Raw genomic sequence first — 15261 nt, forward strand, 5'->3', positions numbered from 1 at the left:
TTTTTCGCGTAAAAAAGGTTAAATTTATATTTTTTTTCGTATTATTAACCCCCATTACACTTTTAAGGTTTAAGAAATGCTAAACGAAAAATTTTTCAGGGCGCTGTTTTTCGTCGTCATCGTCTCCGCGGGCGTTTACTATTTTTATCCGACGGAGTTAAACGAGGCGCAACGTCTAGCTTACCTTAAAAGCTACGGCGTGACGCTAGGACTCACTATCGGCGGCACGGCTATCGGCGTGACTTTGGGCTTTATTTTGGCGTTTTTAAAATTTTTAAATATCAAAATTTTAAGCTTTCTCATCGACGAATACGTAGATATCCTGCGCGGAACGCCGATTATTTTGCAGCTTCTTATATTTTCGGTCGTGATTTTTGCTACTTGGAGCGATAACTTTTACGTCGCTTTGATCGCGCTTGGACTAAACAGCTCCGCCTACGTCGCAGAGATCGTGCGTAGCGGCATAAATAGCGTCGATAAAGGGCAGATGGAAGCCGCAAGGGCGATGGGCCTAAACTACTACGTCTCGATGCGCGAGGTGGTGTTCCCGCAGGCGACTAAAAACATCCTGCCTGCGCTTGCGAACGAATTTATCTCGCTGTTTAAAGAGACTTCGGTCGTAGGCTACATCAGCGTCATCGATATCACGATGCAAAGCAAAAGCCTGCAAGCGGTATTTTATAGTCCGGAGCCCGTGATTTTCACGGGCATAGTTTACTACGTCAGCGTGAAGTTCTTTACGTTTTTGGTTAAAATTTTAGAGAGGAGGCTAAATCGCCATGATTGAGATTAGAAATTTGAGTAAAAATTACGGCGATTTGCGCGTCCTAGACGACATCAGCGTAGATATCAAACAAGGCGAAATCATCGCTATCATAGGTCCTAGCGGCGGCGGAAAGAGCACGTTTTTGCGCTGCATAAACCGCCTAGAGGAGCCAAGCGGCGGGCACATCAAGATAAACGGCGAGGATATAACGGACAAAAAAACGGATATAAACAAAATCCGCCAAAAAGTGAGCATGGTTTTTCAGCACTTTAACCTTTTTGCAAATAAAAACGTCTTGCAAAATTTAACCCTAGCTCCGATAAAAGCAGGAATTTTGGATAAAGAAAGCGCGGAAAAAAAAGCCGACGAGCTACTAAAAAGCGTGGGTCTAAGCGATAAAAAATACGCCTTCCCGCACAAGCTCTCGGGCGGTCAAAAACAGCGTATAGCAATCGCTAGAAGCCTAGCGATGAATCCCGAGGTCATACTCTTTGATGAGCCAACCAGCGCGCTAGATCCCGAGATGATCGGCGAAGTGCTAGACATCATGAAAGACGTCGCCGCAAAAGGCATCACGATGCTAGTCGTCACTCACGAGATGGGCTTTGCTAAAAACGTGGCAAATAGAATATTTTTCATGCACGGCGGAAAAATAGCCGTGGATGACACACCTAAAAACGTATTTGAAAACCCTAGCAATCAGCGTTTGCAGGATTTTCTAGGTAAAATTTTAAACCACTAAAAGGAGGTCAAAATGTCACAAAACATCGTTGCGGCTTTGTCCGCCGGCAAATTTAAAAAACTTTTCGTTTTCGTAGCCGCCGCTTTGATGCTTTCAGGCTGCGGTCAAAGCTCGAATGAAAAAGCAAGCAAAGACGCCGCAGTAAAAAACGAGGCAACCCCCGTAGCGGTACAGCAAACGATAAGAGTGGGCTCGAGCGCGGACTATCCGCCGTTTGAGTATATCGACGAGCACAACAAGATCGTAGGCTTTGAAATCGATATGATAGAAGCCGTCGGCAAGAAAATCGGCGTCAAATTTGACGTACAAAATATGAGCTTTGACGGGTTAATCCCTGCTCTAAAAACAGGCAAGATAGACGCCGCATTAAGCGGCATGAGCGCGACTGAGGAGAGACGAAAATCGGTCGATTTTACGAAGCCTTATTATTTTTCGGATAATCTTTTCATCCGCAAAAAAGGCGCTGACGTAAATGCGACCAATATGCATCTCAAAAAAATAAGCGCACAAATAGGCACACTGCAAGAGAGCGCGGCTAAATCTATCTGCGGCGACCTATCCGTGCCTGCAGAAACCGTAGCGGCTGCGATTTTGTCGCTAAAAGCGGGCAAAATCGACGTAGTGCTAACAGATAGCCCGATCGGCTACGAGTATCTAAAGCAAAACTCTGATTTGGAGGAGTTTTTAAAGCTTCCCGACGGCACCGAAGGCTTTGCCGTAGCGTTTAATAAAGGTAAGCACCTAGAGCTAATCGGCAAGATAGACGCCGCGATAGAGGAGCTCAAAAAGAGCGGCGAATTTGACAAGATGATGGAAAAATACGGCCTGAAGTAAATTTGCGAGCCCGCACCAAAACGCGGGCTTAAATTTGAAACCAAATTTAAAGGAGAGAAAATGAAAAAGATTTTTGCGCTGCTTTTAGCGGCTCTAGCTACGCTTGGCGCTGCCGAGCTAAAGATCGGTACAGCCGCCAACTATCCGCCGTTTGAGTACGTGGACGAGCAAAACAAAATCACGGGCTTTGACATGGATCTAGTCGCAGAACTCGCTAAACGCGCGGGTTTTGAGTACAAGATCGTAAATATGAGCTTTGACGGCCTAATCCCAGCTCTAAAAACGGGCAAGATCGACGCCGTAGCAAGCGCTATGAGTGCGACCGACGATAGACGAAAGTCGGTTGATTTCACGCAGGCTTACTACGCTACGGAAAATATCTATTTGCGCGCTAAAGGCAACGACGCTATTGCGAGCAAAGAGGCTCTAAACGGCAAAAGAGTGGGCGTACAACAAGGCACCGTCCAAGAGATCGCCGCTAACGCTATCGCAGGCGCTAAAGTCGTGCCTGCCGAGGATCCGGTTCCGCTAATCATGGGACTAAAAAAGGGCAAAATAGACGCGGTAGTGCTTGATAGTTCGATCGGTTACGGGTTTTTAAAGAAAAATCCGGAGCTTGAGGAATTTTACAAAGAAAACGACGGTAGCGAGGGCTTTTCTATGGCGTTTGACAAAGGCAAGCAAGCCGATTTAATCGCTAAAATAAACGCCGCGCTTGATGAGATGAAAAAAGACGGCAGCTACGACAAACTGCTAGAAAGATATGATCTGAAATAATGAAAAAAGGCGCATTTTTTACTCTGCTTAAATTTTGCGCTTTAGCCTTGCTGTCGGTAAATTCGGCTGCCCAGTTTACCGACATGCAAATCACTCAAACAACCAAATCCAAACGCGAAAAAGTCGTCAAAGAGGTCCTTTTTCTAGAAAAAATTTTAGACTACAATACCTTCGTCTTTAGGCTAAACGCCGCCGTGATCGCCCCTTGCAAGCTTGCAAATGTTAAATTTTACGATGGCTCAAAATGCATAAAAGATAAAAAAGAGCTGGAAAATTTCACCAAATCCTACGACAAAGAGATCAAAAAGATATTTCGTCCGGAGCGCAACTATTATGTACTCACGCTAAAAAATCTAGGCGATAGATGGCTGTGCGAAGTAAGCGACGAAAGCCAAATCCTAAACAAAACCCTGGTCAAAAACGGCCTTGCCGCGCCTACTAGCAAAGAGTACCAAAAAATCGAGGTCAAAGAGGACTGGGTAAAGAAAAATCACGCGGAAATTTACGAGTGCCTAACCGGCAAAAAGCTAGAAGAAGAGAAGAAAAAACCTAAAAAAGCCGAAAGTAACGCCACTAAAAACGATCAAACCGAGCAAAACTCTTTAGGCTCGCAACCTGCTCAAACGCAGCCGCAAACCGTGCCTGCGCCGATGGAGTCGCAAGGAAACGGCCCCGTAAATTTAAAGGAGCTAGGCGTCGAGTTTGGCAAGGATTTTGGCGACAGATAAATTCGCCCAAAGATAAATTTAACAAAACCGCTCAAGGCAAAACAATGAAAAATCCTAAAAAAAATATCCTAATCATCGCAGGCAGCGACAGCGTCGGGGGTGCCGGCGTGCAAGCGGATATAAAAACCTGCGAGGCCTACGGCTGCTACAGCGCGACCGCGATCACTGCACTAACCGCGCAAAACACGAACGGCGTGAGCGCGGTGATGCCAGTAACGCCCGAGTTTTTAAACGCGCAACTAGAAGCAGTCTGCACCGAGCTAAAATTTGACGCCGTAAAGATCGGCATGCTCTTTAACGAACAGCTCATAGCCTACGTCAAAGCCTGGCTAGAGCAAAACAGAGGCATAAGCGCCGTGATAGACCCCGTCTGCGTGGCGAAATCAGGCGCCAAGCTACTGCAAGAGGGCGCCATAAACGCGCTAAAAGAGCTTTTAAGCCTCGCCCGCATTGCGACGCCGAATTTAGACGAAGCGCGCATTTTGGGATTAAATTTTGACGGCGAGCGGTTAAATTTGGGTGCGGATCTGCCCTGCGACGTGGTGCTAAAACGCACTCAAACGAGCGAGATTTGCGAGGATACGCTTTATAAAAAAAGCGGCGAGGTAGTTAAATTTAATGAGCCGCTAGAGCGTCCCACAATCATGCACGGCGCGGGATGTAGCTTTGCCACGGCTATCGCATGCGCCCTAGCGTGTGGTGCAGACGAGGTAACGGCGATCAGACTCGCCAAAGCCTTTGTCGCAAACGCGATTAAAAACGCCCACGGCTCAAATTTCGGCATGCGGCTACTAGATCACAAAGCAGCGGGCGCAAACCGTGGCTGAAATTTATGCTATCACGGACGACATCCTAACGCCCGAAAACAGCGTACTCAAACAAACTCGCGAGCTGCTAGAGTGCGGAGTGAAAGTTTTGCAGTACCGCACTAAAATCGAGCCAAAAAACGAGCGCGTAGCTGTTGCGCTAAAAGAGCTTTGCGAGCGTTACGGCGCGAGATTTATCGTAAACGACGACGTCAAATTTGCCGCAAAAATAGGCGCAAACGCCGTGCATATCGGCAAGGACGACGGCGGAGTAAAGGCCGCTCGCAAGATCCTAGGCGAGGACGCTTTCATCGGCGTTAGTTGCTACGACGACTTAAATTTGGCGCTAAGGGCACAGGACGAGGGTGCTTCGTACGCAGCATTTGGTGCCGTGTTTGCGAGCCCGACCAAACCAAACGCTCCGCTTTGCAAATTTGAAACTATAATGCGCGCAAAGGAAATTTTACGTATCCCAGTTTGCGTGATCGGCGGCATAAACGCGGCAAATATCGCGCAAATCGCCGCTCTAAATCCAGGCTACATCGCCGTTATCTCAGCGCTCTACCGCCCCGCATCCATAAAAGAAAATTTGCGAAATTTGCAAGCGTTTTTGTAAAAATGATCTAAATTTACATCAAATTTGCGCCGCTAAACCGTGCAATACTCCGCTAAAATTTAAGCCGAGTCCGCCAAAATTTACTCCGATAGGGTTTGAAACGAGGCGCTAAAAGAGAGCGGAGAGCCTATCAACAGTGCAAATTTACCCCATTGGGGTTTGAAACACCGTGCTTGATAGCTCTACGGTAGTGCCGCCGGCGCAAATTTACCCCGTTGGGTTTGAAACAGCGTATTTGCGAGCTTGAGGTGGCGCTTGCCGACAGTTAAAATTTACTCGATTTAAAAAGGAAAAAAATGAAAACTCTAATCATCTTAGCTCACCCGGGCATCCAAAACTCGGTCATAAACAAACGCCTACTGCAAGAAGCTCTCAAAGAGCCGCAGCGCTTTAGCGTTCATGATTTGACGCAGGTTTACGGGAGCGGCGATATCGATGCCGCGCACGAGCAAGAGCTCATCAGAGCCCACGACGCCCTCGTTTTGCAGTTTCCGCTTCACAACTTCTCCTGCCCTCCGATTTTAAAATCATGGATCGACGCGGTGATGACGCACGGTTTTGCCTATGGGCGCGGCTCGGACGGTATCGCGGGCCGCAAGGTGGCGCTAGCCGTGACCGCAGGCATCAAAAAGAGCGACTACTGCCCGCAAGGACGCTATCATTTTAGCCTGCGCGAGGTTCTTACGCCGTTTGAGCTTGCATTTAAATACTATTTTCGCGCCGATTACCGCGACTTTTTCGCATTTTACGGCGCCGAGGAGACCCCGGGCGTGGACTACGTATCAAGCCAGGGCGATTTAGAGCGCGGAGCTAGAGAATACGCGGAGTTTTTGCGAAATTTAGGCTAAATTTGACGGTCGCAGTTAGTCTTGCTACGCGTAAATTTGCCTCGCTATAAATCACGGAGACCGCGCTAAATTTAAGCTTTATCGCCGTTATTTACGCGATTTAGCGCTCGGCAAAATTTGTAAGCGTTTTTGTAAGGCTTAAAATTTGACGAGTCCGCTTACGCTACTCAAATTTTAAGCCGAATTTGAGCGTCAAATTTACGGCGAACGGGCTCAAATTTGAAGTTTCCGTGCCAAATTTGCTAAGCCTCGCCGAAGGCTAATCTTTTTTATAAAACACGTTAAATCCAAATCCACCGAGCAAGATTATCAAGCCGGCAATCCCCGCAAAAGGCGAAAACCAAAAATCCATCGTCCCCGAATAGAGCAAAACAAGTCCCGCGCAAAGGCTGATCGCGATATCCGCGATAAAACTAACGCCCCTCTCAAAAAAGCCTTGCGATTTTTTCGCCGTCAGATTTTTACTGAGATTTCGTATTTCTAAAACCTTGAAATTTTCGTATTTTACGCTCGCTTCGTCGCCGTTTACTAGCTCCAGGGCGAGCTTTTTAGGGCTGCTACCCCACAAAAACGTATCGCCGATAGTGACGCTAAAATAATTTTTCTCTTTCATCTCAAAAATCCTTAGATTTCGCGCCGTGCCGCTAACCTCGCCGTTTACCTTGGGCTCTTTTGCGGCGCCAAGCATCAATCTAACGCGTAAACCCAATGACGCCTCGCGGTGATATTTAAACCAAGCAAAGGCAAGAGAGCTAAAACCAAAAACAAGCAGCAAGGTGCCAAAAAGTGGCTGCCGTCCGTCAAAGCCCGAAAAAATCGCCCAAACGCCGGCCACGCCAAACAACAAAAACAGCACGAAAAATAGAGCCGCAAAAAAGAGGCTAGGCTCGTAGGCGTACCAGGCCGCGGAGTTTAGGGAGCGATTCTTTAGCCCCAAAACCCGCCCCTTTTTATCGCAAACGACCACCATCTCATCGCCGTCATTTACCGGCAGAAGCGGACTTTGTAGCGAGCGGATGTTTAAAATTTGATCCTCCAAGCTAAAGCTATAATCAAATCCGCTTTTGTCTTTATAGACGCACTCAAGCAAACCCGCGCGGCCGCTGAGTAGATTTAAGCTGTTTTGCGTTTTCATCAAAAATCCCCTTAAATTTGACGCCATTTTATAAATTTATCTCATTTAAAAATTTTCTTACAGTTAGATATGCCTCGACGGTGCCGCTTAAGCTCTTATTTTCGCTCCAGTATATGTGCAAAAATGGCAGCGATAAAAACAGGCAAACAACAAAGGCAAACAAGGCTGCCATGCCTGCAAATTCGGACAAATGCTTGCTTAGATAAATGATAGGTATCGCAAAAATCGCGCCTAAAATTTTACCCGGAACGATATCAAAGATCGCCGCCCAAGATAGTATAAAGTGCGCGCGCCAAGCGTAGTTTTTGAGCCACTTGCCCGAGGTTAAATTTTTAAAATTCCAAACCTCGTTTTGCTCGCCGTAGGCTACGGCTAGGCGGTCGTTTTCGCGCGGCACGAGGCGATCTTTAGAAATTTTGGCGTTAAATTTCGAGCCCGCGATCTCAAAAGCGCACTCGTCCGTCGCCGCATTCCATCTCACGTTTTTTACCTCGCCCGCTAAGACCTGAAACTCGCGCGAATCTCGCATCTAAATTTTCTCCAAAGTTTTTGTAAATTCGTAAAAATTAACGCCGCACAAATTTGAGCGGGGCAAAACCCGCGCGGGCGCGTAAATTTGACCGCATGCGCAAAAAAGCGCAAGCAAAGACTTTAAGCCTGACGAGCTAATTTGAGCGCTAGAAGAATTTAGCAAATTTACGCCGTAAAGATAGCCGTAAAGCCCGCCGGGCAAAAGCTCGCAAGCCGCAAAATGCCGCCGGAAGCGAGCCAAATTTGCCCGTAAAAAGCAGTCAAATTTGGGCAAAAACAAATTATGCACCGCTCGATAAATTTACCCAAAAATCGACCCAAATTTAAGCCTAGCAATCGCCGACTCAAATTTGAGCCGAGTAATCTAAATTTACATGAAACGCGAAGCCGCCCGCAAAAAGACAAAAGCGCGGACGGTCAAATTTGACGGATCGCCTGACCGAAAAAAGCAAATTTACGCCGTAAAAGCCCGCAAATTTACCGCGCCGCTAGTCCTTCCAGCTCCTTTGCTAGCGCATTTACTTTCGAGTCGTCCATACCGTTGCGCTCGACGTCGCTCACGACGATATCCTCCCATGTCTTGGCAAACTCGGCCTGAGATAGCCCGAGGCCGCCCTCGCCCTTTGGCAGCATGCCGCTGATCACTAGCGCGCGGAAGCACACGTGGCGGTCGCCCTTGTAGGATTTGCACTGCTCTAGCGAGTTTTTAAACTCGGCTCCTAGGTGCTGCGTGACCTTGTCGTCAGGGTACTTTTCCGCCGCGCGAGCTATGTCAAGTGCGGCTTCGTAGTACTGCGATATGGCTTTAAACTCGTCGTTTTTAGCGGCGTACCCTAGTAGTTCGCCCGCTCTTTTGCTATCTCTTGGCACGCCTAGACCAGTAACGTAGAGCAGCCCCAGATCCCCGCAGGCGTCTCTTAGACCCTCGTCGCAGTATTTTTTGCGAAGCTCGAATTCCTCTTTAAATTTACCGCTTTCAAAGTAGTTGTTCGCGCCCGCAACGGAGTTGTACTCGCGCAGCACCTTTGCGTACTGCTCGGGGCTATATGGCTTTGCCTGCGCGCAAATGGCGCAAAGAGCAAATATGGCTGCGGCTAAAATTTTATTCATTTCTTATCCTTTTTGGTTTTAAATTTTTTAATAGTTTTCTTGATGGCCTTTAGCAGATAGGCGACGTCTTTTTGCGTGTGCGAATAGTGCAGACTCACGCGCACCCAGCCGGGTTTTTGATCAAATTTCTGATCGTCTTTTAGCCCGAGCAGATCGTGTCCGTACGGGCCGGCGCAAGCACACCCCGCACGTGTCTGCACGCCATAGTCCTCGCTCAGCGCTTCGGCGAAATCATAAGGCGAAACACCTTTTACGTTAAACGCGAAAATCGGCAATCTCGGCACTGCGCGCGGGCAGTAGCTCACGACCTCGGGGATATTATCCAGCCCCTCGCAAAACTGTTTCGTGAGCTCATCCTCGCGGCTTTTTATGACGTCTAGGCCGATCTCGTTTCGCAGTCTGTATGCTAGTGCGGCTCTTATGAGCCCCATCACGTGCTGGGTGCCGCCCTCCTCGGTGCGCTCCACGCTTGGCGCGAAAAAATGCGAGCTACGGCTCACGTAGCTAACCGTCCCGCCCGCGGCAAAGGTCGGTTTGTCTGATTTCACGAGTTCTTTTCTTATCGCGAGCAGTCCGCAGCTACCCACGCCTCCTAAAAGCTTGTGCGGCGATAGAAATAGCGCGTCGAAGTAGTCCGCGTCGAGGTTGTCGTGCGAGCTAAAACTAGCCGCGTCAAAGGCTACGGTCGCGCCGTATCGCTTCATCATCACGTAGATTTTTTTGTAGTCGCTGATTATCCCCGTGACGTTTGAGGCCGCGCTAAAACAGCCGATGATTTCGCGCTTTGAGTTGATTTTGAGCAGTTGATCGAGCCTGCCGAAATTTATCTCCCCGCTCTTGCTTAGCGGTATGCGCACGACCTCGCATAGCCCCTCGCGCAGGCTGACTTCGTTTGAGTGGTGCTCGTAGGGCGAGACGATGACGAGGGGTAAATTTGCGCCCTTTAGACTCTCCTCGCCCAGGCGGTTTGCACTCATAGGCGGCAGATAAAGCCCCATGATTTCTTGAAATTTCTTTATAGCTCCAGTCGCGCCGCAGCCTGCCGAGATCAGATAAAATCGCTCGTCAAGCCCCAGCGCGTCTTTTAAGCTTTGCCTTGCTTTTTCGTAGCGTTTTTGCGTCTTTAGCGCGTTTGAGGCGCTTTCTGAGTGCGTGTTGGCGTAGGTTTTTAGGTATTTTGCTATCCTACGCTCGATCGGCGCGTAGGATAGGCCCGAGGCCGTGTAGTCAAAGTAGCGCACGCCCTTTTTTAAAATAATATTTTTCCTGATTTCGTCGATGCTAACCAAAATTTTTCCTTATAAAAAAAGAGATTATAACCAAAGTTGTGCTAAAATGGGCTAAAAAGGAGCAAAAATCTACGCCTTAAAATCAAGCTACGCGCGCTTTAAGCACCTTGATATCTTGCAGCTTATTTACTTTCATCTAGTCTTTGACGCGCTAAAATTTGAGGCGAATTATTACGATATTTTCGAGGCGATCGAAAAGGAAATTTTAGATAAATTTGAAGATCTGTCGCTCAAATTTAGCTTTGACGCGCCTTTTGAGAGCGAGCTTAAATTTGCCCTTTGCAGGCTTGCTAAAAACGACCGCAAAAAATACGCCCTAAATAAATTTCTGCCCCGCCCTCTCATCCTAAAAATTTACGCCGCCGCGATAAACTCGGGCGTGGTTAGTATCGAAAAGACGCTGGAAAAACCGCGCGTAAAAAGCAAATATCAAAAAGCTAAAAAACTGCCCGAGCGCGATAAGGCGCAGGATAAAGTGGTCTTTAACGACAATTTTACTAGATTTTGGTTTTATTTCATCGAGCCAAATTTTGCCCTTTTAAAAAACGGCGAAAAGGCCGCTTTGATGGAGATTATCAGACGAGAGTTTGACTCGTACGCGGGCTTTGGCTTTGAGCTGCTTTGCCGCGAGCTTTTAGCATTTAGACTAGGCGCCCAGCCCGCGCGAGTGCGCAGCCTGTGGGCGAAAAATATCGAGATAGATATATTTTTGAGCATCGAAGGTCGCATCGTCGTGGGAGAAGCTAAATTTAAAGAGCATAAAATTTGCAAAAACGTGGTAAATTTACTCCTTAAAAAATGCGAGCGGCTAGGCTTTGTGCCCGACGCCATCGCGCTATTTTCCAAAAGCGGTTTTAGCAACGAAGTAAGCCGCCTAAAAAACGACCGAATTTTACTTTTTGATTTAGAAAATTTCGAGGAGCTTTTATGACCCAGATCGACAAAACCAGCGTCCAAGACGGACTAAAAAGCCTGATCGAGCAGACCTACCTGATAGAGCGCGAGTATAAAAACCTAACCGCGTCGTATGCAAATTTGCAAGGCTTCATCAAAGATATCGTAGAAATTTTGCCCAATGCGATCTGGGTTTTGGACGAGGCGGGCGAGATATTTTTACAAAACTCAGAAGCCCTAAAACTCGGGCAAATTTTAAAATTTATCCCGCAAAATGAAGGCGAGATAAGCGCCGCAGGACAAATTTATCTCATCAAAATCGCCCAAAAAGAGGGCAAAAAAATCATCTCCGCAACCGACATAACGACCGAAAAACGCACCGAGCGCCTAGCCTCGATGGGTCAGGTCGCCGCCCACCTCGCCCACGAGATACGCAACCCCGTGGGCTCGATCTCGCTGCTAGCCTCCACGCTGATAAAAAAGGCGGACGAGCGCGCTCGCCCCGTCGTCGAGCAGATGCAAAAGGCGATCTGGCGCGTCGAGCGCATCATCAAGGCCACCTTGCTTTTCACCAAAGGCCTAACGATAAACGCGCGCGAGTTTAACCTAGCCGAGCTAAAAAGCGAGTGCGAGGCGGCAATAGAGTGCTACACATACGGCAAGGAGATCAAATTTAGCCTAAATTTCCCCGACCTGCCCTACGTGGGCGACCGCGATCTGCTGGCGATGGTGTTTCAAAACATGCTATTTAACGCTATCGATGCGGTCGAGGAAAACGAGGATGATGACGGCTGGGTGCGCGTGGACTACGAGCAGTGCGAGGGCGAACATAAATTTACCGTGACCGATAGCGGCGTGCCGATCAAAAACCAGGCCATGGTCTTTGAGCCCTTTAAAACGAGCAAGCTAAAAGGCAACGGCCTAGGCCTGCACCTGTGCCTACAGATCGTCCAAGCCCACGGCGGCAGCATCGAGATCGAGCTTGAGCCAAAGAGCTTTTGCGTAAATTTGCCTGCTAAAACGCGCGGCTAGGCGGCAAATTTGATGAAATTTAATGCTCTAGGCGGAGTTTAAATTTAAGAAAATTTGGGGCGGCGGAAGGTTTGGCTTCGGCGAGCCGAACAACGAACGTAAAAACAATCAAAACAAGGAGAGAAAATGAAATTTGACGCGAAAATCTTAGAGGATTTGGCGAAGTGGTTTGAGGAGCTAAAGGAGATCAAATTTAGCGATATTTTAGCGGGCGACGCGGCAAACACCGCCTTTATCAGCGTGGATATGATAGAGGGATTTTGCAGCATGGGGCCGCTAGCTAGCCCGCGAGTGGGCGCGATCGCGGACGGTATAGTGCAGACTTTTAGCGCGGCTTACGCGGCGGGCGCGAGAAATCTCGTGCTGCTCGAGGATAGCCATGAGGCAAACTGCGCGGAATTTGACGCATTTCCGCCGCACGCTATCAAAGGCACCGATGGCGCGAAGACGATACCGCAGCTGCGCGATCTGCCGTTTTTTGACGAGATAAAAATCTTTCGCAAAAACTCCCTGAGCGCGGCTTACTGCGCCGATTTTAACGCATTTATCGCGCAAAATCCGCAGATCGACACCTTCGTAGTACTCGGCGACTGCACAGATCTATGCGTCTATCAGCTAGTCTCGCACCTAAAGCTTAGCGCAAACGAGGCAAATATCGGGCGCAAAGTCCTAGTGCCGGCAAGCCTCGTCGCCACCTACGACGCGCCGGGACACGAGGGGGACTTTTATCACGCGATGTTTTTGCGGCATATGCAAACGGGTCTTGGCGCGCAGGTCGTGCGAGGGATTAAATTTTAGCGCCGATTTTGCGGGCGGAGCGGCTAGCAAATTTAGACTGCTAGCGGAGTCAAATTTGAGCTAAAGCGCGAAATTTGGCTACTTGCCGTGCGTTTGCGCAAAATCCCTCGGATGATAAATTTGCATGCCCTTAGCCTCCGTCTGCGCGGCGGCGATGACGGCGGTCGCGATATCTTTCGCGCTCATCGGACGGTAGTTCTTTAAGATAAATTTCGGCAAAAGCCCAAACAGCCAAATCGTAAAAAGCTCTCCCATGCGCACCTGCTCGCGCTCGCTTTTTATCGCAGGCAGCCGCGCTATTTGCAGGCTTTTAAAACCCAGCGCGGCGATCTTTTTCTCCGCCTTTCCCTTTGCGCGCAGATAAAAAAATCTCGACCGCTCATCAGCGCCCTGCGACGAAATGAGCGCGAAACGGCTAGCGCCCGAGGCGATGCCCCATTTTGCGATATTTACGGGGTAGCTCACGTCTATTTTATAAAACTGCCCGCGACTGCCGGCTTGCTTCATCGTCGTGCCTAGCGCGCAAAATATCTCGTCTATCTCGCGCGGCGGCATGTTTTTTACGTCGCTAAAATTTACGATCTGCGTCTCTAGCTTTTCGTGGCTAAATTTTAGCTCCCTGCGCGCCCAAACGATGATTTTGTCGTAGTTTTCATTCTCGCAAAGCTCGCGCACCAACTCCCTACCCACGACGCCAGTAGCGCCTAGCACAAGAGCCGATTTTCCCATTTTCACTCCTTAAATTTCTTTAAATTTTAACGCGCTTTACAGTCAAATTTAACTCCGGCGCTACGTTACTCAAATTTTACGCCTCGTCTCGCGACGCGTAATGCATAAATTTAGCGTTTGCCCGCGTAGTCAAATCGCGCAGCCCCCAAGCTAAATTCGAAGTTGTTTCGATCCACCGCGCCCACGCACGCGTCGCTATCGTAAAGCGCGCGCAGGAATTCCGCCATCTCCTCGCTTGAATGATAGCGCTTAAAAGCCGCGTCGTAGTCGTAGCCTGCGTCATCCGTCGCCACGGGACCGAACTCCGTCCTAGTCGCGGCGGGCGCTAGAACTTTAGCCTGCATTTTGGCGTCTTTATCCTGCGCCAGCTCTCGGTGCAAGCCCTCAGTGAAGGCGCTTACGAAAAACTTGCTCGCGCAGTAGGTGACGGCGTTTGGCACCATGCTGTAGCCGCCCGCGGAGGAGATATTGATGAGCTGAGTGGGCTTATGCTTGTAATCGCGCACGAAGAGGTGGCTTAGCAGCGTGAGCGAAATGATGTTGAGACGTAACATCTGCGAGACTTTGGATAGATCGCGCTCGCCGACCGCGCCGTAATCTCCGAAGCCAGCGTTATTGATGAGCGCCTTTAGCTCGTAGCTTTTTAGCTCCTCCCAAAGCACCCGGACGTTTTTGCTGCACGCAAGGTCGCAAATTTTAATCACGACGTCCGATTTGGGCGCGATCTGCGCGATCTCGTCCTTTAAGCTTTGCAGCAGCTCCGCTCTGCGCGCGATTAGGATTAGATTTTCTCCTCGCCCGGCAAAGGCCTTCGCCGTAGCTGCTCCTATACCAGAACTTGCACCCGTAATCGCGATATATTTTTTCATTTTCTATCCTTTTTTAGATTCTTTGGCTTGAAATTTTACCGAAGCTCGCCGCGTATTCACGCGCGCTTTCATCTTAATTTTACAAACTCGCCCGCGTTTTGCGGGCCACTTACTCGCCGCTTATGGGCGTGCGCTTGGTATCCACCGCTTTGCCGTCCAGATAATACCGACCGCCGGCGACGTAGTGAAGCGTCTTTAGCTCGTCAGGGATCTTTTCAAACAGCCAGTGCCCGCCGTCAAATATCCGCTCGTCCGCATACGCCGCGACGACCTCGCCGATGAAAAGATCATAGCTCTGCTCGTTATGAGGCTCGGGGATACGCTTGCAAACGAGCCATGCGGCGCAGCCCGCGATCAGCGGCACGTCGAACTCATCTTGATAAAAAATTTCCACGTTTTTCATCTTGTCCGCATTATCAAAGCGCGAGTTATTTTCGGCGCCCAGCTCGCTAACCAGCTCCGCCTGCGCGGCCGTGGGGATCTGCACGGCGAAATACCCGCTCTTTTCGATGAGCGTCCGCGTGTACGAGCCGTTATGCGGCACGATGGTAACCTTGTCATAATCAAGCGCCTGCGCCCACGTTATCGCCATCGCATTGACGTCGCCATCGTATTTGGCCGATACGAGCGTGGTCGCGCCCGGGGTTTGGGATATGATTTTTGTAGATCGACTTTTATGATCGCCATTTTTGCTCCTTTGACCTGGTTTTTGTTAAATTTGCCCGCTTTTTTGAGCCGCCTTGGCGAGCTTTTCAAA

General features: G+C 49.1%; 18 protein-coding genes. 11 read left to right on the forward strand and 7 right to left on the reverse strand.

The annotated features are described in order from the left end of the window. Positions 1-76: 76 nt before the first annotated feature. The 8 genes from EE116_RS09575 (at position 77) to EE116_RS09610 (ending at position 6117) form a co-directional block, all read left to right on the forward strand. On the forward strand, positions 77-787 hold the full coding sequence (locus tag EE116_RS09575; protein WP_002948422.1) for an amino acid ABC transporter permease: 711 nt from the start codon (positions 77-79) through the stop codon (positions 785-787). Continuing rightward, positions 780-1508, forward strand: a complete 729-nt coding sequence (locus EE116_RS09580; protein WP_122874221.1) for an amino acid ABC transporter ATP-binding protein — start codon at positions 780-782, stop codon at positions 1506-1508. The genes EE116_RS09575 and EE116_RS09580 overlap by 8 nt, the downstream gene beginning before the upstream one ends. Positions 1509-1520: 12 nt before the next feature. Further along, positions 1521-2342, forward strand: a complete 822-nt coding sequence (locus EE116_RS09585; RefSeq protein ID WP_122874222.1) for a basic amino acid ABC transporter substrate-binding protein — start codon at positions 1521-1523, stop codon at positions 2340-2342. Positions 2343-2402: 60 nt separating this feature from the next. Next, positions 2403-3119 carry a basic amino acid ABC transporter substrate-binding protein gene (locus EE116_RS09590; RefSeq protein WP_122874223.1) on the forward strand — a complete coding sequence of 239 codons (717 nt, stop codon included), beginning with the start codon at positions 2403-2405 and terminating at the stop codon, positions 3117-3119. Then, positions 3119-3847, forward strand: coding sequence for a hypothetical protein (locus EE116_RS09595; RefSeq protein WP_122874224.1), 729 nt, complete (start codon positions 3119-3121; stop codon positions 3845-3847). The genes EE116_RS09590 and EE116_RS09595 overlap by 1 nt, the downstream gene beginning before the upstream one ends. Positions 3848-3891: 44 nt before the next feature. Continuing rightward, the gene (locus tag EE116_RS09600) at positions 3892-4674 is read left to right on the forward strand and encodes a hydroxymethylpyrimidine/phosphomethylpyrimidine kinase (RefSeq protein WP_122874225.1); all 783 of its coding nucleotides are present in this window, start codon (positions 3892-3894) and stop codon (positions 4672-4674) included. After that, positions 4667-5269 (forward strand): thiamine phosphate synthase, encoded by a 603-nt coding sequence (gene thiE, locus EE116_RS09605; RefSeq protein ID WP_122874226.1) that lies wholly within the window; start codon positions 4667-4669, stop codon positions 5267-5269. Before EE116_RS09600 ends, thiE begins: the two co-directional genes overlap by 8 nt. A 296-nt stretch (positions 5270-5565) precedes the next feature. Then, entirely contained in the window at positions 5566-6117 is a 552-nt protein-coding gene (locus tag EE116_RS09610) for an NAD(P)H-dependent oxidoreductase (protein ID WP_122874227.1), read from the forward strand. A gap of 259 nt (positions 6118-6376) precedes the next feature. Here EE116_RS09610 and EE116_RS12845 read toward each other — a convergent pair whose 3' ends face one another. The 4 genes from EE116_RS12845 to EE116_RS09635 form a co-directional block, all read right to left on the reverse strand. Further along, positions 6377-7252 carry a hypothetical protein gene (locus EE116_RS12845; RefSeq protein ID WP_241091678.1) on the reverse strand — a complete coding sequence of 292 codons (876 nt, stop codon included), beginning with the start codon at positions 7250-7252 and terminating at the stop codon, positions 6377-6379. A 28-nt stretch (positions 7253-7280) separates the two neighbouring features. Continuing rightward, positions 7281-7781: a hypothetical protein gene (locus tag EE116_RS09620; protein WP_122874228.1), complete on the reverse strand. Its 501-nt coding sequence runs from the start codon at positions 7779-7781 to the stop codon at positions 7281-7283. Positions 7782-8260: 479 nt separating this feature from the next. Further along, positions 8261-8893: an SEL1-like repeat protein gene (locus EE116_RS09630; RefSeq protein ID WP_122874230.1), complete on the reverse strand. Its 633-nt coding sequence runs from the start codon at positions 8891-8893 to the stop codon at positions 8261-8263. Further along, on the reverse strand, positions 8890-10182 hold the full coding sequence (locus tag EE116_RS09635) for an aminotransferase class V-fold PLP-dependent enzyme (protein WP_122874231.1): 1293 nt from the start codon (positions 10180-10182) through the stop codon (positions 8890-8892). The genes EE116_RS09630 and EE116_RS09635 overlap by 4 nt, the downstream gene beginning before the upstream one ends. A 115-nt stretch (positions 10183-10297) precedes the next feature. Here EE116_RS09635 and EE116_RS09640 point away from each other — a divergent pair, with 115 nt between their 5' ends. The 3 genes from EE116_RS09640 (at position 10298) to EE116_RS09650 (ending at position 12906) form a co-directional block, all read left to right on the forward strand. Further along, entirely contained in the window at positions 10298-11113 is an 816-nt protein-coding gene (locus EE116_RS09640) for a DUF234 domain-containing protein (RefSeq protein ID WP_122874232.1), read from the forward strand. Then, on the forward strand, positions 11110-12108 hold the full coding sequence (locus tag EE116_RS09645; protein WP_122874233.1) for a sensor histidine kinase: 999 nt from the start codon (positions 11110-11112) through the stop codon (positions 12106-12108). Before EE116_RS09640 ends, EE116_RS09645 begins: the two co-directional genes overlap by 4 nt. Positions 12109-12234: 126 nt before the next feature. Beyond that, a complete protein-coding gene (locus EE116_RS09650; RefSeq protein WP_122874234.1) occupies positions 12235-12906 on the forward strand; it encodes a cysteine hydrolase family protein in 672 nt (223 codons plus the stop codon). Positions 12907-12984: 78 nt separating this feature from the next. Here the strand turns inward: EE116_RS09650 and EE116_RS09655 are convergent, their stop codons facing one another. From EE116_RS09655 to EE116_RS09665, 3 genes are all read right to left on the reverse strand, one after another. After that, positions 12985-13635 (reverse strand): NAD-dependent epimerase/dehydratase family protein, encoded by a 651-nt coding sequence (locus EE116_RS09655; RefSeq protein WP_122874235.1) that lies wholly within the window; start codon positions 13633-13635, stop codon positions 12985-12987. Between the two features lie 110 nt (positions 13636-13745). After that, positions 13746-14504 carry an SDR family NAD(P)-dependent oxidoreductase gene (locus EE116_RS09660; RefSeq protein ID WP_122874236.1) on the reverse strand — a complete coding sequence of 253 codons (759 nt, stop codon included), beginning with the start codon at positions 14502-14504 and terminating at the stop codon, positions 13746-13748. 109 nt (positions 14505-14613) lie between these two features. Beyond that, positions 14614-15096 (reverse strand): flavin reductase family protein, encoded by a 483-nt coding sequence (locus tag EE116_RS09665; RefSeq protein ID WP_241091679.1) that lies wholly within the window; start codon positions 15094-15096, stop codon positions 14614-14616. Between the last annotated feature and the right edge of the window lie 165 nt (positions 15097-15261).

The organism is Campylobacter showae (assembly GCF_900573985.1).
Lineage (GTDB): Bacteria > Campylobacterota > Campylobacteria > Campylobacterales > Campylobacteraceae > Campylobacter_A > Campylobacter_A showae_E.

Excerpts from the sequence above, each read along its gene's own strand:
- EE116_RS09575 (WP_002948422.1), top strand. The coding sequence starts at position 77 with ATGCTAAACGAAAAATTTTTCAGGGCGCTGTTTTTCGTCGTCATCGTC.
- EE116_RS09580 (WP_122874221.1), top strand. The coding sequence starts at position 780 with ATGATTGAGATTAGAAATTTGAGTAAAAATTACGGCGATTTGCGCGTC.
- EE116_RS09585 (WP_122874222.1), top strand. The coding sequence starts at position 1,521 with ATGTCACAAAACATCGTTGCGGCTTTGTCCGCCGGCAAATTTAAAAAA.
- EE116_RS09590 (WP_122874223.1), top strand. The coding sequence starts at position 2,403 with ATGAAAAAGATTTTTGCGCTGCTTTTAGCGGCTCTAGCTACGCTTGGC.
- EE116_RS09595 (WP_122874224.1), top strand. The coding sequence starts at position 3,119 with ATGAAAAAAGGCGCATTTTTTACTCTGCTTAAATTTTGCGCTTTAGCC.
- EE116_RS09600 (WP_122874225.1), top strand. The coding sequence starts at position 3,892 with ATGAAAAATCCTAAAAAAAATATCCTAATCATCGCAGGCAGCGACAGC.
- EE116_RS09610 (WP_122874227.1), top strand. The coding sequence starts at position 5,566 with ATGAAAACTCTAATCATCTTAGCTCACCCGGGCATCCAAAACTCGGTC.
- EE116_RS12845 (WP_241091678.1), bottom strand. The coding sequence starts at position 7,252 with ATGAAAACGCAAAACAGCTTAAATCTACTCAGCGGCCGCGCGGGTTTG.
- EE116_RS09620 (WP_122874228.1), bottom strand. The coding sequence starts at position 7,781 with ATGCGAGATTCGCGCGAGTTTCAGGTCTTAGCGGGCGAGGTAAAAAAC.
- EE116_RS09630 (WP_122874230.1), bottom strand. The coding sequence starts at position 8,893 with ATGAATAAAATTTTAGCCGCAGCCATATTTGCTCTTTGCGCCATTTGC.
- EE116_RS09645 (WP_122874233.1), top strand. The coding sequence starts at position 11,110 with ATGACCCAGATCGACAAAACCAGCGTCCAAGACGGACTAAAAAGCCTG.
- EE116_RS09650 (WP_122874234.1), top strand. The coding sequence starts at position 12,235 with ATGAAATTTGACGCGAAAATCTTAGAGGATTTGGCGAAGTGGTTTGAG.
- EE116_RS09655 (WP_122874235.1), bottom strand. The coding sequence starts at position 13,635 with ATGGGAAAATCGGCTCTTGTGCTAGGCGCTACTGGCGTCGTGGGTAGG.
- EE116_RS09660 (WP_122874236.1), bottom strand. The coding sequence starts at position 14,504 with ATGAAAAAATATATCGCGATTACGGGTGCAAGTTCTGGTATAGGAGCA.
- EE116_RS09665 (WP_241091679.1), bottom strand. The coding sequence starts at position 15,096 with ATGGCGATAACGTGGGCGCAGGCGCTTGATTATGACAAGGTTACCATC.